We start from the raw sequence: 22,556 nt of genomic DNA on the forward strand, positions 1-22,556 counted from the left end.
AGTAGAAGCGCGTCCGCAAATTAACCGCGAAGAAAAAATCAGTATCCTTAAAGGTCTGGTTGCCGCTGACGGTATGGAAAAATACCTGGGTGCAAAATTCCCTGGCGCGAAACGATTCTCGCTGGAAGGTGGTGACGCGTTAATTCCAATGCTGAAAGGCCTGATAACGGCTGCCGGTACTCAAGGTACTAAAGAAGTCGTAGTGGGCATGGCTCACCGCGGTCGTTTGAACGTACTGGTAAACGTACTGGGTAAAAACCCATCGGTACTGTTTGATGAATTCTCTGGTAAACACGATGAATCACTGGGTGCCGGTGACGTAAAATACCACGCTGGTTATTCATCTGACTTTGCTACTCCGGGCGGAAACGTGCACCTGGCATTGGCGTTTAACCCGTCGCACCTTGAAATCGTTAACCCTGTAGTTATGGGTTCGGTACGCGCGCGTTTAGACCGTCGTGACAACGATAGCAGTAAAGTACTGCCGGTGACGATCCACGGAGACTCGGCAATTGCTGGTCAGGGCGTGGTTCAGGAAACCTTCAACATGTCACAAACCCGTGGCTTTGCTGTTGGTGGAACGGTTCGTATTGTTATTAACAACCAGGTTGGTTTTACTACTTCTCGTACCGACGACACGCGTTCAACGCAGTATTGTACCGATATCGCTAAGATGGTGCAGGCGCCGATTTTCCACGTTAATTCAGACGACCCGGAAGCGGTGATGTTTGTTACCAAACTGGCGTTGGATTTCCGCAACAAGTTCAAGCGCGATGTGGTAATTGATTTAGTGTGTTACCGTCGCCATGGTCACAACGAATCAGACGAACCTAATGCAACCCAGCCGCTGATGTATCAGAAGATCAAAAAGCACCCCGTGCCGCGTGAATTGTACGCAGATCAACTGATCGCAGAAGGTGTGATTGGCGAAGTTGAATCGCAAAAACTGATCGATGACTACCGTGCTGCACTTGATCACGGTGCGTGTGTTGTTGAAGAATGGCGTCCGATGACTGAGCATTCAGTAGACTGGCGTCCATTCCTTGGGCATGACTGGGATACCCCTTATGATGCCTCAATCAGTGTCGAGCACTTAAAAGAGCTTGGCGAAAAAGTGACTAATTATCCAGCCACTCACAAGCTGCATTCACGTGTAAACAAGGTTTATCAGGACCGTAAGGCGATGGTGGCCGGTGAGCGTATGCTTGACTGGGGTATGGCTGAAATTCTGGCCTATGCGTCAATCGTAGAGGCCGGTACCAGCATTCGTATGACGGGTCAGGATTCCGGCCGTGGAACCTTCTTCCATCGTCACGCGGTGCTGCACAACCAAAAAGATGCTGCAGCTTATATGCCTCTGCAACACATCAGCGAGGATCAGGGTCCAATCGAGATATACGACTCTGTATTGTCTGAAGAAGCGGTAATGGCCTTCGAGTACGGCTATGCAACTGCTGAGCCGACCTGCCTGACTATTTGGGAAGCGCAGTTTGGTGACTTTGCTAACGGTGCCCAGGTTGTATTCGACCAGTTCTTATGTTCTGGCGAAGCGAAGTGGGGCCGTTTATGTGGTCTGACTGTATTGCTTCCTCATGGCTATGAGGGCCAGGGACCTGAGCACAGTTCTGCGCGTCTTGAGCGTTTCCTGCAACTTTGTGCAGATCACAACTGGCAAGTGTGTGTACCTTCTACACCAGCGCAGGTCTTTAATATGCTGCGTCGTCAGGTTATCCGCCCAATGCGCAAACCACTTATCGTTATGTCACCTAAATCGTTGCTGCGTCATCCGTTGGCGGTTTCTTCACTGGAAGAATTGTCTGACGGTATTTTCCACAACGTCATTGGTGAAGTAGACGAACTTGATCCGGCAGGCGTGAAACGTGTGGTGATGTGTTCTGGTAAGGTGTACTACGATCTGTTGGATCAACGCCGTAAAAATGAACAAACCGACGTTGCGATTATTCGTCTGGAACAGCTGTATCCTTTCCCACAAGAAGAATGTGCGAAGATTGTAGCTGAATACAGCCATGTTAAAGATTGGGTTTGGTGTCAGGAAGAGCCACAAAACCAGGGTGCCTGGTACTGTAGCCAACATCATTTCTGGCAGGTAATTCCTGATGGTGCCAAATTGACTTATGCCGGTCGCGCCGCTTCAGCGTCACCAGCAGTAGGTTACTTATCCGTTCACAACCAGCAACAAAAAGCACTGGTTGAAGACGCTCTCACGATTAAATAAGGAACAAAGATGACAATTGAGATTAAAGTTCCGGTTCTACCCGAGTCAGTTGCCGACGCCACGATTGCAACCTGGCACGTAAAAGCCGGTGATGCAGTAAAACGTGACCAGAATCTGGTAGACATTGAGACTGACAAGGTAGTGCTGGAAGTTGTTGCACCTGCAGACGGTGTAATCGGTGAGATTATCAATGAAGAAGGCGCCACGGTGCTGGGCGAGCAAGTGATTGCCAAGCTGGAAGAGGGCGGCGCTGCCAAAGCTGCACCTGCAGCAAAAGCGGCGCCAGCAAAAGCAGAAGCGCCTGCAGCAACCGGCGCAACAGTAGACATTAAAGTGCCTGTTCTGCCTGAATCCGTTGCCGATGCAACCATTGCTACCTGGCACGTTGCGCCAGGTGAAAAAGTATTACGCGACCAGAACCTGGTTGATATCGAAACCGATAAAGTAGTACTGGAAGTAGTTGCCCCTGCGGATGGTTCGCTGTCTGAAATTCTGGCAGACGAGGGTGCTACAGTAACCGCAGAGGCGGTTATTGCTAAGTTCGTGGAAGGTGCGGGCGCTGCAGCACCTGCGGCAGCTGTAGCTGAAGAAGCAGATGAAGAAAACGATGCGTTAAGCCCATCAGTGCGTCGTTTGTTGGCTGAAAAAGGCGTTGATCCTGCTAAAGTGAAAGGGTCTGGCAAAAATGGCCGCATCACTAAAGAAGACGTAGAGCAATACCTGAAAGGTGGAAGCACACCAGTAGCAGCCAAAGCACCAGTAGACGAAACGCCTGTTGTTTCTGCGGGTGAGCGTTCTGAGAAGCGCGTTCCTATGACGCGTTTGCGCAAGACGATTGCAAACCGTCTGTTGGAAGCGAAAAATTCAACTGCTATGCTGACTACGTTCAACGAAGTGAACATGAAGCCGATCATGGACCTGCGTCAGCAGTACCAGGACAGCTTCGAGAAGCGTCACGGCATTCGTTTGGGCTTTATGTCTTTTTACGTGAAAGCCGTAACAGAAGCGCTGAAGCGTTATCCTGAAGTAAATGCGTCAATCGATGGTGATGATATCGTGTACCACAACTACTTCGATATCTCTATTGCGGTTTCTACGCCACGCGGTCTAGTTACGCCAGTACTGAAAGACTCAGATACACTGGGTATGGCAGGCATCGAGAAAGGCATTAAGGAACTGGCACTGAAAGGCCGTGATGGCAAACTGTCTATGGCAGAACTGCAAGGCGGTAACTTCACCATTACTAATGGTGGTGTGTTTGGTTCACTGATGTCTACACCTATTATTAACCCGCCACAAAGCGCCATTCTGGGTATGCACAAAATTCAGGATCGCCCAATGGCCGTTAATGGCAAAGTTGAGATTTTACCAATGATGTATCTGGCACTGTCTTATGACCACCGGATCATTGATGGTAAGGAATCGGTTGGCTTCCTGGTCACCGTGAAGGAAATGCTTGAAGATCCAACACGTCTGCTTCTGGATGTGTAAGACTTTCGTAGCAAACCTATAAGTGAGGGTAATACTGATGTATTATCCTCGCTGTGCTGATGTTTGGGGACGGATATCAGTAAAGACAAATCAAGCCAGTCTGTTTACTGGCTTTCGTTTAAATAAAAATCGGAAAGAAACACCATGAATTTGCATGAATACCAAGGTAAGCAGCTGTTCAAAGAATACGGCTTGCCTGTTTCTGAAGGATACGCATCAGATACACCACAAGGTGCAGTAGAAGCTGCTGACCGCATCGGTGGTTCTGAGTGGGTAGTTAAGTGTCAGGTCCACGCAGGTGGACGCGGTAAAGCTGGCGGTGTAAAGCTGGTTAAAACCAAAGACGAAATTCGCGCTTTCGCTGAAAAGTGGTTAGGCAAAAACTTGGTGACCTTCCAGACTGACGAAAATGGTCAGCCTGTAAGCAAAATTTTGGTTGAATCGTGCACTGATATCGCAAACGAGCTGTATCTGGGCGCGGTTGTAGACCGTGGTTCACGTCGTGTAGTATTCATGGCGTCTACTGAAGGCGGTGTTGAAATTGAAACCGTTGCAGAAGAAACACCAGAAAAAATCCTGAAAGCCGAAATCGACCCAATTGTTGGTCCACAGCCTTACCAGGCTCGTGAAATGGCGTTTAAACTGGGTCTTGAAGGCGTTCAAATCAAACAATTTACACAGATCTTCATGGGTCTGGCAAAGATGTTTGAAGACCTGGATCTGGCGTTAATCGAGATTAACCCGCTGGTAATCAAAACTGACGGTAATCTGCACTGTCTGGATGCCAAACTTGGCGTAGACAGCAACGCTATGTACCGTCAGCCTAAGCTGAAAGAAATGAAAGATCCGTCTCAGGAAGACGCGCGTGAAGCTCATGCAGCTCAGTGGGAACTGAACTACGTAGCACTTGATGGTAACGTAGGTTGTATGGTTAACGGTGCGGGCCTGGCGATGGGTACCATGGACATCGTAAACCTGCACGGTGGCAAGCCTGCTAACTTCCTGGACGTTGGTGGCGGCGCGACTAAAGAGCGTGTTGCTGAAGCGTTTAAGATCATTTTGTCTGATGCCAATGTGAAAGCCGTTCTGGTTAACATTTTCGGTGGTATCGTTCGTTGTGACATGATTGCCGAAGGTATCATTGGTGCAGTGAAAGAAGTTGGTGTAAATGTACCGGTTGTTGTACGTCTTGAAGGTACCAACGCAGAATTAGGCCGCGACGTGCTGGCTAACTCTGGTTTGGATATCATTGCGGCTCAGTCTCTGACTGACGCAGCGCAAAAAGTGGTTGCAGCAGCGGAGGGCAAATAATGTCAGTTTTAATTAATAAAGATACCAAAGTTATTTGTCAGGGTTTTACTGGTGGACAGGGGACTTTCCACTCTCAGCAAGCGCTTGACTACGGTACGCAAATGGTTGGTGGTGTTACTCCAGGCAAAGGCGGCACTACTCACCTGGGTCTGCCAGTATTCAACACAGTACGTGAAGCTGTAGAAGCGACTGGCGCAACAGCGTCTGTAATCTACGTGCCAGCACCGTTCTGTAAAGATTCAATCGTTGAAGCTGCTGATGCAGGTATTGAACTGATCGTTTGTATCACTGAAGGTATTCCAACGCTGGACATGCTGTACGTGAAAGAGTACGTGAATGCCAAAGGCGTTCGCATGATTGGTCCAAACTGTCCGGGCGTAATTACTCCTGGAGAGTGTAAGATTGGTATCATGCCAGGTCACATCCACAAGCCAGGTAAAGTAGGTATTGTTTCTCGCTCTGGTACGCTGACGTACGAAGCGGTTAAGCAAACTACTGATGAAGGTTTTGGTCAGTCTACCTGCGTAGGTATTGGTGGCGACCCAATCCCAGGCTCTAACTTCATCGACATTCTGAAATTGTTCCAGAATGATCCACAAACTGAAGCGATTGTTATGATCGGTGAAATCGGTGGAACTGCAGAAGAAGAGGCGGCTGCGTTTATCAAAGCAAACGTCACCAAGCCTGTTGTTTCTTACATTGCGGGTGTAACTGCACCTCCAGGTAAGCGTATGGGTCACGCTGGTGCGATTATCGCAGGCGGCAAAGGTACAGCAGATGATAAATTTGCTGCACTGGAAGCAGCTGGCGTTAAAACCGTACGTTCACTGGCTGACATCGGTAAAGCTCTGCGCGAAGCAACTGGTTGGTAATTCGCAGTTAACTGCAATCCAATAAAGTTTTTCGAAAAGCCCGCTCTGCGGGCTTTTTTTATTTTGATCAGACCGTTAAAAGCACACAAATCAACTTACAATTCCTCAGTTACTACTATAAACCATTAGTAAAAATTCTGTAAAAAATGTTAACTGAATACGTATGCATAGCATTTTCAGTTAATAACCCAGGCTTTAGTATGAAATTCGGTAAATTTACCGAAGAAGTGTTTCACTGCATTTCAATACATAATTAAAAAATGGGGCAAACATGAAAACTTTCAAACCCAGTGCCATTTCGCTGGCACTACTAACCAGTGGGTTGGTTTTCACTAGTAATTCGCTTTTGGCACAGGAAAACGATAAGCAGGAGCAGGAAGAAACCATCGAACGCATCGAAGTTCGCGGTTTTAGTAGCAGTCTTATCCAGTCACTCAACCAGAAGCGTTTTGGTGATACCGTTTCAGAACAACTCTCTGCCGACGACCTCGGGGGATTACCCGACGTGAGTATGGCCGACGCGTTAACCCGCTTGCCGGGTATCTCGGCGGTGCGTACCGGAGGTCAGGCAGCGGAAATTAACATTCGTGGTCTATCGGGAGACTTTGTATTTTCAACCTTGAATGGCAGGGAGCAGGTCTCTACCAGCGGCAGTCGTTCTATTGAGTTTGACCAGTATCCGTCGGAACTCATCAATTCAGCGGCGGTGTATAAATCACCAAAAGCCTCATTAATTGAAGGTGGTGTTGCCGGTACGGTGGAATTGCAAACTGCCAGCGCACTGGCTCAGGATCAACAGCACACTTTTAATGCCAATGTTCGCGGTATGTTTAACGACCGCGCTAGTGAAGTTGCTGACGCAGAAGAATATGGTCATCGCGTCAGTTTCTCCTATCAGGGCAAGTTTATGGATGACACCCTAGGTGTCTCGTTAGGCTATGCCAGACTTTATCAACCCAGCGTGTCCACGCAGTTTATCGGTTTTGCATACAATGCCGAAGTTGACGTTGATGGCATTGCGGGTGATGAGGAAAATTACGATCCTAATTCAGATGTACCAAAGGAAAATCAGTGTGTTGAATGCGAACTGATTTCTGAAGGTTTTGAAATGCAACACAAGGGCGGGGAAGAAACCCGTAACGGTTATGTTGCTGCCATTGAATGGGTACCAACCGATAACTTTAAGCTTAAAGCCGATGCCTTTGTCTCTGAATTTGACTCCAAAGCATTTGCCAGAGGCTTCCGGGTAAAACTGGGTGGCGTAAATACCGAGATTTACAATCCGGTAGTCGTTAATAACAATGTGATTGGCGGTACGTTTGTTCGCTCTGAAAACAGTGAGACCCGCGTAGAGCTGGTAAACGACGACAACCAGGATTTCGATAAAGTAGAAAGCTACGGTATTAATGCCGACTGGGACATCACAGAGAACTTTTCTGCGCAGTTTGATATTTCACTGTCTAAAGCCAACAGTAATTTCCGCAACGGTTTATTGTGGTCTTTGGTAGGCGATGATGCCACAGCAGACAGCCCGAGATTTGATCAGAATATTCAAATCAGCTATTTGCTCAATGGCCTGGATTTACCCGATCTGCAATTTAACCAGGCTGATGCATTTACCGACATCGACAGGGTGATGGTAAGCAAATACGGTATTTACCCGTATGTAAACAGCGATGAGCTCGATGCATATCGCGTAGACTTCCAGTATTTCGTGGATACCGATTACATTTCAGGTATTGAATTTGGTGCGCGTTACTCCGATCGCGAATACAGTAACGACCGTTCGGTATTTGAATACGGTAATGATCAGGCATTTTCTGCCAGTCAGCCGCCGCTAAGGTTAACCGATGATTTAGTTGAAGTAGTAAACTGGCAAGGCGATTTCTCGTATTTCCCCAGTTATTTCTCAATAAATCTGAACGATGCGTTAAATGCATGGTTCCCGTCGGGTGTTCCTCAACCAGCGCAAACCTGGGGTTCAGGTGATGCCGGTGTGATCAATCCATTGGAAGGGTCTACGCGCTCTACCGCGTGGTCAGTACTGGAAAGCGGCGATGTTTTTGAAACCGTATCCGCGGCTTATTTGATGGCCAATATCGATACGGAAATCGCGGGTTTACCGATTACCGGTAACGTAGGGGTGCGCTATGTAAAATCTAAACAGAGCTCAACGACGTTGCAGCGCGCCACTATGTTTGTAGAAAACGAGGAAGGCCAGCAGGTAGAAGTGAGTGATCCGACCGCTGGCGCGCAAAACATTGCCGATGAGCTGGGTTACATTAATAACTTCTATCGACCGGCTGTTTTAACCTACGAATACACCGACGTATTACCGTCAATTAACCTGAACTTTAAGCTGTCCGACAATTCGCAATTGCGTGTTGCTGCCGCAAAAGTGATGGGCCGTGCGCCTATTAACCGTTTTGCAGCGAATGCGTCAACCAATGTTGAGGTGATCAGCGCAACACAGGATCGCGATTCAGGTGAAATTACCCTGTCTAATCAACAGGCGCGTATTTCAGGTTCGTCAAACAACAGCCCGTACCTTGATCCGTTTTACGCAACCCAGTACGACATTTCCTATGAGCATTATTTTGATGACTCTGATGGCGCTATCGTGATCGCGGGTTTCTATAAAAACATTGAATCCTTCATCGAAAACATTGCACTGGAGCCTTATGACTTCGAAGCCAATGGCTTTGTGGTACCTGATTCGGTCACCGTACCGGTGTTTTACGAAGCAGATTATCCGGGACAAGCTCCGGAAGCTGTAGTGGATGCCAATGGTGATCCAGTAACCGTTGTGGTGCCTACCACTAACGGTAAGTACGAAACCGCGGTTAACAACGCGCGTGGCGGCTACATTCGCGGTATCGAGCTGGCTTATACGCAAATTTACAGCGATTTGCCGGGCATGTTGTCAGGCTTGGGTATGAATGCCAGTTATTCTTACACCGAGAGTGAGATCCAGCGTACGGTAGGAAATGGTGTTTATGCCAGTGCCTTACCTGGATTGTCTGAAAATGTGGCAACGGTAACCTTGTTCTGGGAATACGAAGGGTTTGAAACCCGTTTGTCCGGGCGCTACCGTGATGCGTTTGTGTCGCAACAAGTGGCAGTGAATGACCAAACGGTTAACTTCGATTCTGAATTAGTAGTGGACTATCAGGCCTCTTACGAAATCAACGACAACATGAGCGTGTTGTTCCAGATTAATAACGTCACTGATGAGCCAACCAAAAGCTATTTCACCTCGCCTGAACAAACAGGAACCATTCAGTTCTTCGGAACCCAATACTTCCTGGGGATGACTTACTCGCTATGATTACTGTAACGCAAATTGCGAACCAACCCACAGCATCAGGCAGTATGCTGTATAAATTACTCTCTGCCTTATTAGTTGTTATTACACTTACGCTGGCTGGATGCGGTGGTTCCGGAACAGAATCCGGTTCCAACGATCTGCTGGTGTGTGATGCGCCGTTAGTGCCGGATTCTACCGGTATGATGTGTGTGGCCAAGCCGCCTATCGACTGTGATCCACCTACGGTACCCAATGAAGCGAACGACGCCTGTGTGGTCGGCGCCGATCCAACACTGGACGATCCGGTGTTCTTCCCTGGTGCAAATCAGGCGGTGTTGTACTACAACCGCGCCGGAGTAGGGGCGTCCAATAGTCCGGGCGACAGTGCTTATGACGGTTGGAAACTGCATACCTGGAACAATGATGCCTGTGATGCCTATGTTGATGGCGATACCGACTGGGCCAACGGCCGCGCTATTTCGGGCATCGATCCAAACTACGGTGCTTACTGGGTATTGGAACTGAAACCCGGTGTTGCAGGTACGCCAGGCGCTTGTCATAACTTTATTATTCATAAAGGTACCGACGATGCTGGCAAGGAAATGGGTGGCTCAGACTTTAAAGGTAAGCTGGATCAGGATGATGCGAAATTCACGCGTATGAACTTTACCTTATCCGGTGTGGCAACTGTGTTTGAGTTCCCGCTTCTCTCGCTGGGGCCGCAACCGGTTAAAATTGAAGGCGCATCCGCTCACTGGCTCGATACTCAGGTCATCCTGTGGGACGCCCCCGATGGCGTAGACACCGTTAAGCTGCATTATTCAGCGGCAGCGGATCTGGAAACCTCGGTAGAAAATGGCCTGAATGGCACTGCCATCGAGCTTGCAGCAACCTCACTTACCGATGAACAAGCAGCTATCGCCCCCCATCTGTCTTCACTCCCTGCCTTTGAAGGTAACTGGAGTGCGGATGAGGCCAAAGCTGTGCTGAAAACTCAGGTCGTTGTTGGTGGTTATGCAAGCGACGGTACCTTGTTAGCCGCAACGCGTTTACAGCATGCGAACGTACTGGACCAGTTGTACACTAAAGGTGAAGCCGATGCCAACGAGGCCATGCTGGGTGGTGTTTACACCGATGATGGTATCACTGCCTCTGTTTGGGCGCCTACGGCTACCGCGGTTAATTTATTGGTGTATAACGACAATAAATCACTGGCTAATCGTTATGCCATGACATTGGATACCGATTCGGGTGTGTGGTCGTATGAAGGCGGCATGAGCCTGGATCGCAAACTGTATCGTTATGAAGTGACAGTGTATTATCCGTCGTTAGATGAAATTACTACGCTGGAAGTGACTGATCCGTATTCGGTTTCATTGTCTACCAATGGTCGTTTTTCACGCTTTGTGAATCTGGCTGACGCATCACTGAAGCCTGATGGCTGGGATACGCAAGTTGTTCCTGAAATTGAAAACCCGGAAGATGCGGTGATTTACGAAGGTCATGTTCGCGACTTCAGTATTCGCGATATGTCCACCAGCGAAGCCAACCGCGGTAAATACCTTGCCTTTACTGAGCAGGGCAGCGATCCGGTTTCACATTTGCAGGAACTGGCAGAAGCGGGCTTAACCCATTTCCACATTCTGCCCAGTAATGACATTGCCACTATTGATGAAGATCCGGCTAACACAGTGGATATTTATGACACTGTGGCACGTTTATGTGTGAAACGCCCGAATGCGCAGGTGTGTAGCGAAGCTGATCCAAGCAGCACATTGTTAGAGGTGTACAACAGCTATGATCCGCTCTCAGAAGCAGGCAGTGCCCAGGCGCTGACTCAGGAGCTTCGCAGCCTTGATAGCTTTAACTGGGGTTATGATCCACATCACTTCAATGCACCGGAAGGCAGCTATGCGTCAAGTGCAGAGGGTGTAGAACGCATTATTGAAATGCGTGCGATGATTCAATCCCTGCATGAAATTGGCCTGCGTGTGGCACTGGATGTAGTGTATAACCACACCAACGCGTCTGGCGTGTTTACCAAGTCAGTACTCGATAAAGTGGTCCCTGGTTATTATCACCGCTATGAAGTGGATTCTGGCGCGATTGTGCGTGAAACCTGTTGTGAAGACACAGAACCACGCAACGTCATGATGGAAAAGCTGATGCTGGATTCACTGTCAATGTGGGCGAGCGAATATAAATTCGACGCGTTCCGCTTTGATATCATGAGTCAGGCAACCAAAGACACTATGGTGCGTCTGCGCGATGCGATTCAGGCCATCGATCCAGACAACTACTTCTATGGTGAAGGCTGGACTAAGATTGACCGTGGCTATGAGCAGGCTAATCAGCTGAATATGGCTGGTACCGAAATTGGTACATATAACGACCGTCTGCGTGATGCGATCCGTTATGGTCATATCTTTAATCCAGACAGCGATTCTGCGTTGTACGAGCAGGACCGGGTAAAAATGGGCATGGCCGGTACACTGGCTGACTTTGTGCTCAATACCTCTGGTGGTCGCGCTACTACTGCATCTGCGTTAGGTGGATACGCTAAAGATCCTGCTGACATTATCAACTATGTGTCTAAGCACGATAATGAAAGCTTGTGGGATCAACTGAACTATGTGCTGCCGGAAAGCCTTACCCTTGAACAGCGGGTACGCGCACAAAATACCAGTATGGGTATCACGCTGTTGTCGCAGGGTATTCCGTTCCTGCAAATGGGTGGCGATATGCTGCGCTCGAAGTCCATGGATCGCGATAGCTACGATTCAGGTGACTGGTTCAACTATGTTGATTTCACCATGCAAACCAACAACTGGAACGTTGGTTTACCCTTGGCTGAGAAAAACGAGGCGCGCTGGGGTGAAATGGGGCAGTTTGTCTATTCACCAGAACGTGCGGCAAGCATGACAGAGATCGAACTGGCAGCAGAAGTCTTTAAAGAGTTCTTAACCATTCGTCAAACCAGTCCATTGTTCCGTTTAACAACCGCTCAGGACATCGTGGATCGCGTAGGCTTCCACAATCTGGGTACCCGTCAGCAGGTTGGCCTGATTGCCATGAGCATCGACGACGGCTACAACGCAGATGCGGCTTCGCCACTGATGGATTTAGACGCGAATTATGACGCCGTTATGGTTGTGGTAAACACCGGTTACAATGAAAAATCCATTGAGGTGAATACGGCTACTGGCTTTATGCTTCACACAGTACAGCAGAACTCTTACGACAGTTCGGTACGCGGCGCGTACTTTACTGAGAACGAGTCGGGCAACGGCAGCTTTACGGTACCGGCGCTTACTATTGCCGTATTTGTGAAACCGCAAAATGGTGCACAGGGTTATGGTTTAGCCAGCTATGCAACAGCGGGCGCGCCAGATGTTGTACCTTATGGTGATACATCGGTTTACTTGCGCGGCAGCATGTCTGGCTGGGGCACATCTGTTGAGTTCGCCTATCAGGGCAACGGCATTTATACCGCAACGTCTGCATTAACCGCAGGTACGCAGTATGAGTTCAAGTTTGCTTCTGAAGACTGGGCTACCGTGAATTTTGGTGCCGCTAATGCAGCAGATGCCACAGTAACGGCGGGTGTAGAAGTGGTGTTGGGTGTGTCTAACAACAACCTGTTCTTTACGCCTTCGGTGGATGCAACTTACCTGTTCACCGTGGATGCCAGTGACGCACAGGCGCCGGTACTTACCGTTGAAAACGAAGAGCCTTATGCAGGCACCACCGTGTATCTGCGTGGCGGCTTTAACGGCTGGGGCACAGAAACGCCACTGGAGTACAAAGGTGCGCGTCAGTATCAGGTATCTATGTCACTGACTGCCGGTAGCTATGAGTTTAAAGTGGCATCTGAAGACTGGGCAACAGTAAACCTGGGCGCTGTGTCTGGTGCTGATGAAGACAAAACGGTTGTACTGGGGCAGGAGACCTATCTGGCTGCCACTAATGACAACCTGGTTATCAATATCGATACCGACGGTGACTATGTCTTTATTGTGGATGTCAGCGATAAAGCTGAGCCAGTGCTGAAAGTGTTTAACGAACAGTTCTTTGGTAATACCCCTGTGTTTTTACGCGGTGGTATGAATGGCTGGGGTACCGCCGATGAACTGGCTTACCAGGGCGCTGGTGTGTATTCAGTTGATATTACCGTAAGCGGTGGTGCGACTGAGTTTAAAGTTGCCTCAGAAGACTGGGCAACAGTAAACCTGGGCAATCCTGATGATGCCGCTACTAATACGGTAACGGTGGGTGCAGGTAAGGTACTTGGCAACAGTAACAACAATCTGATGATTGAACTGGATGCTGGTACATACGAGTTCAGGGTAACGGGTCCGGATGCAACCCAACCCATCCTGACAGTTATTGCTAAATAACCCTGACTTGTTGTAACGTAAAAGCGCGCTTGGTTTCCAGCGCGCTTTTTTTATATGAGGAATACAATGCGAGCACTGGCTAAACTACTGTTGATTGTGTGTTGTGTATGTGGCGCTTTTAGTACGCAGGTGTATGCACAGGCCAAGCCCCAACAAATGGATATCGAGCCTGCTTATGCCTGGTTGGAACTCATCGATCGTGGCCGGTATTTCCAGTCATGGCAATACGCCAGTGATCACTTCAAACAAAACATTGATGCCTCTCAGTGGAATGATGTGCTGGTTGGTGCCAAGGCATCATTAGGCGATTTGGTGTCCCGTGAATTAAGCGGTTATGGTGTGCGCGATACCGTAGCCGGATTGCCAAAAGGCAATTATATGGTGTTTCAATTCAAGAGTGAGTTTACCCACAAAACCCTCAATGAACTGCTTATCATGACGCGGGAAAACAACGAACTGAAAACCGTGGCTTATTTAATTCAGTAATCAGAGCATCAACTTTTCACACATCGGTTGTTATTTCAAAATCGGCAAACAGTGGCAAGTGATCTGAATAATGTCGGGTTTGTCGTTCATTGATCACTCCTGACTTCACTACTTTACAATGTTCAGAGAGCCACACCCGATCCAGCCTGAAAACTGGTAAATGACTAGGAAAGCTTAATCCGGTCTTTACACTTTTCAGATACCGTTTCAGCGGCCTGAAAAGTGATGAAAAGTACCACCATTCATTTAAGTCGCCAGCCAGCAACGCGGGAACATCAGCATTAAGGACTTCACTTTCAAGTTCATTGCCGATACGCGAGATCTGTTTGCGCCGTTCAGTTCGTGACAATCCTAAATGGGTATTGTGTAACAACAGGGTATGTTCTGGGGTTTGTACCCATACTTTTTGCACATTTCTGGGCTCCCTGTGAGCAACATTCAACGGTACTACGTTTTGTTTTATAACCGGGTGTCGGGTAAGAATGGCATTGCCAAACCAACCATGAGGGCGAATTTGCGTAGCGGCGGGTACAAAAGTATAGCCACCGGGCTCGCAGAGCGCATTAATATCTGCTGCTGTGTTGCGCGTTGCCGAACGGGTATCCATTTCCTGTAGCAAAACAAAGTCAGCATGTTTTGTTGCCAGCATCCGGCCAATTCGCGCGTAATCCTGAACACTATCACGGCCAACACCACTGTGCAGATTATAGGAGATCAAGCGATACATTGTTCAGACGCCTCCTTCTCATTCGAAGCGGCTGTGTTGGACTGCTTTTTCTGTTGATACCGTTTGGCGAGTTTTTGCGTGCCCACTATCATTGCAATCCATACCAACAAACCAATCACCAGATAGGCTATAGTTTCTACTGAGGGTTGCTTAAAAATCTGCATGATGGAATCGCCTACCAGGCCTTTTGCAATCATTTGCGGGAACATGCCGAGAAACGTCCCAATCAGAAATTGTACAAAGCCGATGGACGAAATACCTGCCACCAGATTCACCAGGCTGAAGGGGGCTATAGGTAACATCCGAACACTGGCGACACCCACAATACCGCTATTTGCCAGTTTTTCGTCTACGGCTTCCACCTTGGGGCCACCCAGCTTGCGCAAGCCAGCATTGCCCAGTCCTTTGCCTAGCAGGAATGTTGTACCGGCACTTAATAAGGCGCCAATTATTCCGTAAATAGGCCCCCACACCGGCCCGAAAATCGCAGCAACCGCCAGCGAAAGCACGGTGACAGGGAAGAACAATAATCCCCCCACCAGATACACCAGTAGGACCGTTGGCAGTGCAAAATATGTCCCCCTGCTTTGTTCCAGAAACGCGCCGATCCGCTCGCTATCTAACCAGGGAACGGTATTGCTTAACCATATCAATAATCCGGCTATGCAGGCGAATACCACCAGGCCAATACTGATCATGATGGTGCGTCTGCGCGGATTAGTGATAGCAGTTAATCTGCCACTGAGGCCTTTCATCGGCGGAATCAAAGGCGCATCGGGATCCGACAGGGTTCGGTAGATGTTTGAGCGGGAAGGATGCGTAAATTCGGTATCGTTGATTTCAGTGAGTACATAACCATGGGCAAATTGATTGGCCATCAGCGCATCTACAATGTGACCACCTTGCATAATGGATTTCGTTACCTCGACTGAGCGGCCGGTGTGCTCAGCGATCAGGTCATTTCGGGTAAACACTATACATTTGCGGTTGCTGGGGGTGTCACCATACATCACAACATCCACTTCGGTATCCAGTGTCATGGAACGGTTACTGAGGTTTGACGAGCCGATCACCAGATAGCGATCGTCGATAGTCATCACTTTGGAATGGATGCGTTTGTAGGCCATACGGCCTTGCTGATCGCGAATGGAGGAGTAGGTCATTTTTACGCGATGGGTATCAACACCTTGTTCAACGATGTCTTTAAATGCCAAACGACTGGCCCAAAATGCTTCGGTTTCAAACAGGCCATTGGGATCGTAGGAGCTAACAATCAGCACTTCTAATGCAGGTTTTGCTTTAAGCTGCTTATTGAGCGCATGCGCAATTTCCTCGCGGGTAGTAAACTGATTCTCAATGTAGATAAATTCTTCTGCCTGATCAATCAGATCCAGCAGCATATTTCTGACTTCCTGAACGCCTTCAATATCGTCCATATCCGGCAGTGTGCGCGCTATAGCCAACGGTACCTGTTCAAAACAGGAGGTAACGCCTTCAGGCCAGGTGGGTGGACGACAGTCGCCGTTGCCAGGCTGGTTATCGGGTGTATCTATTGGTGAGTCAGATAAGCGGTTCCAGCGCCAGCGCGCCAACGCTGCAAGGTGTGCCACAATGGCACCGCAGGATACCATCTGAACATCGTGAAAAGGTCCATATTCACCATCCGGGCCGATTCGCCCGGGCTCGTCAATTAAATGCTCACGGGTGTCCCAGCGGTGAAGCGCCACATCCATACCGCCGGAATAGGCCAGTTCATTGTCGATAATGACCAGTTTCTGATGCTGAGACCCACCCATGGGGATAGAGTCGTCCAGTAACACATGTACGTTGTCGGGTGTTTTGTCTTCCCACACCTCAAGAGCCCACATTTCACGTTGGTCGAAAAAGGCAAAGGAGGAATCCCAGCGCAGAATATAAACCTGCAAATCCGGGTTCTGTTCTGCTTTCCATTTGATTAATTCACCAATAGCAGAAGGCGCCTCGGATTTTTCCTCAGCGTCGCCATGTAACAGTTTTATTCGGCTATCGATGTCCCAGCCAACAATAATGATTTGCTTTTGCGCTTTACAGATACTTGAATGCAGTGCGCTGTAATAGTTGGCGCAATCTATTAGCGGCGTAGCATGCGCGGCAGTGGCAGTATGCCAGCAGTTGTGCCCGGTTTTAAATACATTGTTAGTCGTCATGATTAGCCCTCCCTGTTGGACTGAAAACTGATATCTCTAAAGGGAGTTTGCAGAAATTGTTCCGATTTAAACGGATTGGCTAGTGTGTGTAACGTACTGAATTAAAACGGATATGATTTTGTTTTTTGCTGTATGCGTGTCAGCTGACCACAGGGATGCGAAAATATTTCGCATCCCTGTGTAGGAAATACCTTCTACCGTTTATAACAGTGGCGCCGGGCTAATTAAATCATAGGGGGCGGCTAGTAGTGGGGCGTTGGGATCGACACTGCGAAGTCTGGCACTGCGGTTACTCACATGCTCCACTTCCAGTATGAGTGCAGGTTGTTTGTACCATTGGGGGTAGTGAAGCTGGGCTTCCATCAATGGCAGAGCAGAGCGGTACAACTCAAAAAGATCACCTTGTCGTACACCGTGTTTGGTACCCAGTGCAACCGATAACTGTGTTGGGGATACTGACACTACGGGCAGCATTGTAGGCAGGCAGGTCATTGTGTTTGATACATCTAACACAGCGCTGTTTATAGTGTTAAGTACGACGCGGCCAAAATCACTGCGCCAGAACAAACTGTTATTGAGATCCACCGTTTCGTTGTAATCAAATGTCCAGTCACCTTCGCCGTGATAACTGTTCTGCATCACAATATCTTGTTGCAAGGCGTCCAGCAAATATACCTCCAGGGTAAAGTTACGCCGCAAACTGATGTCGTCGTCAAGCAGCCCTTCTTTAACCTGCTCGAACAGGCTAATATCGCGAATAAAGCCAAATAGCACGTATTGGCGGTGATACTCTTTTACCATTACGCTGGCCTTGGCAGCAATTTGGTCGTGCTCGATATTGTGAAACGCCGATGCTGGCATAAAAGCCTGATTTATAAGCAAGGTATCAGCAGCGGGTTGGTGATCACCTAACTGCTGCGCCATGCGACTGGTTACCTGACGACCAAATTCAAAGATATTACCCTGTCTGGCCTGAGCGGGTTTGAGTAACTGAAACTGAGTTACCACGACGCTTCGCATATAGGGATCGCTGGCGCATTCAAATAGTGGCAGGATATCAACCTTTACCGTAACGGTTAGTATCTCGTCGGTGAGTGTTTCATCTATAATTTCTACCCGCTGGATACGGCCCTGGGTGCGAATTTGTGCTTTGCTGCTAACCAGAAGGCCATCCAGTACGATATCCTCGGCAGTGATAAAGCTGCCATTTTTATAGGCTGCATCCGCAATGGCATTTTTAATTGCCATTACACGGATTTCGTCGAGTTCTGCTCCCTCAACCGCTACCGATGCCTGACCTTCAACCCATTGACCTGAAGCGTAACAGCAGAACAGGCTGAGCAGTAATATACAAACGCGATGCATCATTAATTAAAAATCGAAAATAGGGTGCCAATTAACGTAGACTGCTGGTTATCCTGCAGTTCACCTTTACCCGAGTACTCAATTCGCGCATTGCCAACTTTACTGGAATCTACGGTATTGCTGGCTGAGATATCGGCAATACGGATTTCACCTGAAAAGCGCACGTATTCCTGACCTTTATTCAGTGTGATCCATTTTTCACCGGCTATTGCCAGATTCCGGTTGGGCAGGATGTCAGTGACGTACACCGTAATGTCACCCTCAAGTTCATTGGATTGTGCGGTATTGGCCGAACTGTCGAATTCGCTCTCCTGTTCGTGGCTCGCGGCAATCTTGCCCTCAGCCAGCACAATAGGGCCCGCATTTACCGATACCGGCCCAAGATCCATGCTGGTGGATTTATCCATCCGGTAGTCCAGGGACTTTTTCGATTGGGTTCGTTCATTTAATTCAACCAGTATCATATCGCCAATGCGAAAGTTGTGGTGCAACTTGTAAAGTTCCACCGCATTATCAGCGTTAAACAACGAGCCGGTTGGGGCAGAAACGGCCTGAACAGGGGCCATATGGATGGGGCGAAAACGAGGGTCGTCTGGTACCGCCTCTTCGTCATTCACTTTTGCTGAGCGTTGCTCTACCAGAGGATTGGTTGCAGAAGATGCAACGATTTGCTCTTCCACATTGGGGGTTTGGCTGCACGCCGACAGCAATAAATAGATTAACGCAATACCCGAATAGCGAGTAGAAAACATGATGTCATTCCTGCCAACTGGATAATCATTGCATCAGCCCCCACTAATTGCATTGATATCAAACTTAGTTATTTACAGGGTTATTAAGCCTTATTTAGCTGGCCTTAACTGGCTCTTTGCTAAACCTTTACATTCAATAAGTTATCTTTACCAATCAGACCTGTTAGCTTAGTAAATGTGGAAAATTACGCGGAGAAAACTATGTGGACAGACTGGTTGAATACCTTCTCTTCAGGGGTATCTGTTGCCGATACATCCAGTGTTGCGAATGAGACTGTTGATGTTGCGCAATCACTGCAGGTTCCAGAAGTCCTGCAAAATTTTCAGGCCATGTTTGCTGACGCGCTGTCGGCCGGTTTTACCAGCGAACTTTCCGGCACCTTAAGTGAAGGTATTAATGCTACATTCTCGTTCGATAATCTGAGCAGTGCGGAAGGATTATCTCAGTTACAGGCATCGTTTTTATCCGCATTACAAAGTGATTTATTTGCTTCTGCGCAAAATAACATCGCTGAATCAATCGCCTCATCTGCAACAACCAGTAGCGATAGCGCTGCTGAAGTATCAGGTATGTTGAGTGACTCTGTCGGTGGTATTCTCAATCAGGCCTATCAATTTATGATGGGTAATGATGGCGCTACCTTGGATGACTTATTTGACACTGTGAACGTGCTGAATCACATTCCAATTGTAAGTGATGTGTACGAATCCGTTACCGATAATCACGTTGATTTTGCCGCTAGCCTGGCAGGCGGATTTTTATACGCTGGCCCAATTGGTTTAGCCTATGAGGGCGTAGATTATTTTGTGTCCTCATCAACAGGCGCCTCAATGACCCAACACATGAAAAACTACGTGATGGGTAGCTGGTTTTCAGATGCTGATGCCGACACTGCCCAATTAGCTGAATCTATTACTGATTCTGTAAGCGAGAATGCACATTCGTTTGTTACGCGTAACCTGAATTAGCCTGTTGATACTAACGCATAACCCGTTGTCATTCTACAATCATCCGGTACAATCACCGGCGTGTATACTTTGTGGAACCGTTATGCTGTCGGCAATTTCAATTGGCTTACAAAACCCCAAATCTGCTGTAAATGTGGCAACCATTTTGCGCGCAGCTGGCTGCTTTGGTGTGAGCAGTGTGTTTTATACCGGTGAGCGCTTTTCCTATGCCAGGCAATTCAGTGCCGATACCAAGGCGTTTCACAAAATCATTCCCACCGTCGCAGTCGCAACGCTTCAGGATGCAAAACCCAGAGGGGCAACCGTGGTAGGCGTAGAGTTAGTGGAAGGCGCAACGCCATTGCCGGCATTTGTGCATCCCGACAATGCCTTTTATATTTTTGGTCCGGAAGATGGCAGTTTGTCCGAAGCCCATTTGGCTCTGTGCGATGAAGTAGTGTATATCCCCACGACAAGCAGTCTGAATCTGGCGGTAACGGCTAACATTGTGCTTTACGACCGGTTAGCCAAAAGCCAGTATGACACGTCGCTGGAAGGCATTCGAAATAGCCGTGATACCAACAACCGTCTTACATTGAAAGACGATTAACGAGCGCACAACAGGCGACTGACACAAGAGATTGCAACAAAAGATTGCCGCTCGCTAACTTGACCTTCGTTAACTAAAAGCGGTCTCATTCATGTCAATCAAATGCTGTTTTACCGCATCGGCTGACAGCGGCCGGTAAAAATGATAACCCTGGAATTCGCTGCAGCCGTGACTGTGCAAAAAGGCAAATTGCTCAGCTGTTTCCACACCTTCTGCTACGGTAGATAAACCCAGCGATCCTGCCAGTGTGATTATGGTGGAGCAAATTTTGGCATCTTCTTCTTTTACAGCACATTCATTTACAAATGAACGGTCGATTTTAAGGATATCCACCGGCAGCGTTTTCAAATAATTTAATGAAGAGTAGCCAGTGCCAAAATCATCAATGGAAATGGCTATATTCAGATCCTGAAGGGCTTGTAGTACATCGATACAAGTTTCGATATCTGCCAGAAATACGCCTTCGGTCACTTCAATTTCAAACCAGTCACCCTGTATGCTGTACTGCTTCATAAGACGTTTCAGGAAGGGTAATAAGCCGTCAGATAACAAGTGTTTTCCTGACAGGTTTATAGATACTCTGGGAACGCGCACAAACGCATTTTTCCACTGTGCGATTTGCGCGAACACCAGTTCAAAAATCAATTCCTCAAGTGGCACTATCAAATTCGATTCTTCTGCCAGTGGAATAAATTGCGCGGGTGGAACAAAGTGTCCGGCAGGATTGGTAAAACGCACCAGTGCTTCAAAACCGGCAATGTCTTTTTCTGCATTAACCCGCGGTTGATACAACATGGAAAACGCTTTTTTCTCAGCAATGGCCTGACTCAGGGTTTGTTCAGAGTCAAATAGCTCGGATTCCTGCTCGGCCATGTAGGGCTCAAATAGTTTGTAATTGTCCCGACCCGCTTTTTTGGCGTAGTACATGGCAATATCAGCCTGTTGTATCAGTGTGGTTGGACTCACTGAATCGCTGTGGGTCAGCGTGACGCCAATGCTGGTGGGAATAGTTAATTCCCTGCCACTTAGCACAACAGGTTGTCGCATGACCTGTAGAATTTTGGTTGAGCTGGTTAACACTGAGCTTTCGTCATGACGACTGTTCATCATGATGACAAATTCGTCGCCACCCCAACGACATATGGTATCTTCCGAGCGAGTTACATTCATTAAACGGTTAGCTACTTCCATAAGCAGTTCGTCGCCGGCCTGATGCCCCAGGGTATCATTGATCTTTTTAAAGCGATCCAGATCGAGGAAAAACAAGGCAATACAGTGTTTTGTTTGATTGATGTTCTTTAGTGCCTTAGTGAGGGACTCCATGAAGTAAGTCCGGTTGTATAAACCGGTAAGTGGGTCGCTGTAGGCTAGTTGTTTTAATTTTTCCTGAAGTCGTCGTTGTCGGGTCACATCGCGAATATGCAAGGTAAACTCGTTAGATATACTGCTGCCAAACGTTGTGCCAGTAATGGTAATTTCAGAGGGAAATTCATCGCCTGTTGAACGTTTCAGCAAGATCGTATTTCTTCGGTTGATCAACAATCCGTCAGAGGTTAAAAACTTGCCTTCCAAACTCCGCTGAACTGCGAGCTTATCTTTGGGTAATACGAACAGGTCTACAAAGTTTTTACCTGATACTTTGCTTCGCAGACATCCAAAGGTGCGCTCTGAAGCAGGATTGAACTCAATGATTTGTCCATCCAAATTAATAGTGACAATGCTGTCCATGGAGGAGTTGAGGATCGCACTTTTGCGTTTTTCACTGCTTTTAAAATCATTCAGTGCCAGGTCGCGCTGGCTCATTTCTTCATGTACTTTTTCCAGCACACGATTGTACTTGCGAGCAATTTGACCCACTTCTGTAAAGG

Annotated in this window: 14 protein-coding genes; 9 read left to right on the forward strand and 5 right to left on the reverse strand. The window is 48.1% G+C overall.

The window, feature by feature from the left end; translation table 11 throughout:
* The 7 genes from ACLR2L_RS10200 to ACLR2L_RS10230 all read left to right on the forward strand — a co-directional run.
* On the forward strand, nt 1-2,236 hold a 2,236-nt coding region (locus tag ACLR2L_RS10200), incomplete at its 5' end, for a 2-oxoglutarate dehydrogenase E1 component (protein ID WP_413367944.1).
* 9 nt (nt 2,237-2,245) lie between these two features.
* Complete coding sequence (gene odhB, locus ACLR2L_RS10205) at nt 2,246-3,727, forward strand: 2-oxoglutarate dehydrogenase complex dihydrolipoyllysine-residue succinyltransferase (RefSeq protein WP_140956912.1); 1,482 nt, start codon at nt 2,246-2,248, stop codon at nt 3,725-3,727.
* Between the two features lie 144 nt (nt 3,728-3,871).
* A complete protein-coding gene (gene sucC / locus ACLR2L_RS10210) occupies nt 3,872-5,038 on the forward strand; it encodes an ADP-forming succinate--CoA ligase subunit beta (RefSeq protein ID WP_140956913.1) in 1,167 nt (388 codons plus the stop codon).
* Nucleotides 5,038-5,910, forward strand: a complete 873-nt coding sequence (gene sucD / locus ACLR2L_RS10215; protein WP_140956914.1) for a succinate--CoA ligase subunit alpha — start codon at nt 5,038-5,040, stop codon at nt 5,908-5,910. Before sucC ends, sucD begins: the two co-directional genes overlap by 1 nt.
* A 271-nt stretch (nt 5,911-6,181) precedes the next feature.
* A complete protein-coding gene (locus ACLR2L_RS10220) occupies nt 6,182-9,238 on the forward strand; it encodes a TonB-dependent receptor (RefSeq protein WP_413367947.1) in 3,057 nt (1,018 codons plus the stop codon).
* A gap of 44 nt (nt 9,239-9,282) precedes the next feature.
* On the forward strand, nt 9,283-13,614 hold the full coding sequence (locus ACLR2L_RS10225; RefSeq protein ID WP_413367963.1) for an alpha-1,6-glucosidase domain-containing protein: 4,332 nt from the start codon (nt 9,283-9,285) through the stop codon (nt 13,612-13,614).
* A gap of 66 nt (nt 13,615-13,680) precedes the next feature.
* Entirely contained in the window at nt 13,681-14,100 is a 420-nt protein-coding gene (locus tag ACLR2L_RS10230; RefSeq protein WP_413367949.1) for a DUF4019 domain-containing protein, read from the forward strand.
* Nucleotides 14,101-14,116: 16 nt separating this feature from the next.
* On the opposite strand, the gene ACLR2L_RS10235 is transcribed toward ACLR2L_RS10230, so the two are convergent.
* From ACLR2L_RS10235 to ACLR2L_RS10250, 4 genes are all read right to left on the reverse strand, one after another.
* Nucleotides 14,117-14,827 carry an endonuclease/exonuclease/phosphatase family protein gene (locus ACLR2L_RS10235; RefSeq protein ID WP_413367951.1) on the reverse strand — a complete coding sequence of 237 codons (711 nt, stop codon included), beginning with the start codon at nt 14,825-14,827 and terminating at the stop codon, nt 14,117-14,119.
* Entirely contained in the window at nt 14,815-17,016 is a 2,202-nt protein-coding gene (locus tag ACLR2L_RS10240) for a VTT domain-containing protein (protein ID WP_413367965.1), read from the reverse strand. Before ACLR2L_RS10240 ends, ACLR2L_RS10235 begins: the two co-directional genes overlap by 13 nt.
* A gap of 198 nt (nt 17,017-17,214) precedes the next feature.
* Nucleotides 17,215-18,381: a flagellar assembly protein T N-terminal domain-containing protein gene (locus tag ACLR2L_RS10245; RefSeq protein WP_413367953.1), complete on the reverse strand. Its 1,167-nt coding sequence runs from the start codon at nt 18,379-18,381 to the stop codon at nt 17,215-17,217.
* Entirely contained in the window at nt 18,381-19,130 is a 750-nt protein-coding gene (locus tag ACLR2L_RS10250) for a flagellar basal body L-ring protein FlgH (RefSeq protein WP_413367955.1), read from the reverse strand. Before ACLR2L_RS10250 ends, ACLR2L_RS10245 begins: the two co-directional genes overlap by 1 nt.
* A gap of 201 nt (nt 19,131-19,331) precedes the next feature.
* Between ACLR2L_RS10250 and ACLR2L_RS10255 the strand changes: the two genes are divergently transcribed.
* Together ACLR2L_RS10255 and ACLR2L_RS10260 are read left to right on the forward strand one after the other, a co-directional pair.
* Nucleotides 19,332-20,099, forward strand: coding sequence for a hypothetical protein (locus ACLR2L_RS10255; protein ID WP_413367957.1), 768 nt, complete (start codon nt 19,332-19,334; stop codon nt 20,097-20,099).
* An 82-nt stretch (nt 20,100-20,181) separates the two neighbouring features.
* Nucleotides 20,182-20,688, forward strand: coding sequence for an RNA methyltransferase (locus tag ACLR2L_RS10260; protein ID WP_413367959.1), 507 nt, complete (start codon nt 20,182-20,184; stop codon nt 20,686-20,688).
* Between the two features lie 69 nt (nt 20,689-20,757).
* Here ACLR2L_RS10260 and ACLR2L_RS10265 read toward each other — a convergent pair.
* A partial coding sequence (locus ACLR2L_RS10265; protein WP_413367961.1) for a putative bifunctional diguanylate cyclase/phosphodiesterase occupies nt 20,758-22,556 on the reverse strand: 1,799 nt, incomplete at its 5' end.

It is taken from the genome of Alteromonas sp. AMM-1, assembly GCF_047290655.1.
Classification (GTDB): Bacteria; Pseudomonadota; Gammaproteobacteria; order Enterobacterales; family Alteromonadaceae; genus Alteromonas; species Alteromonas mangrovi.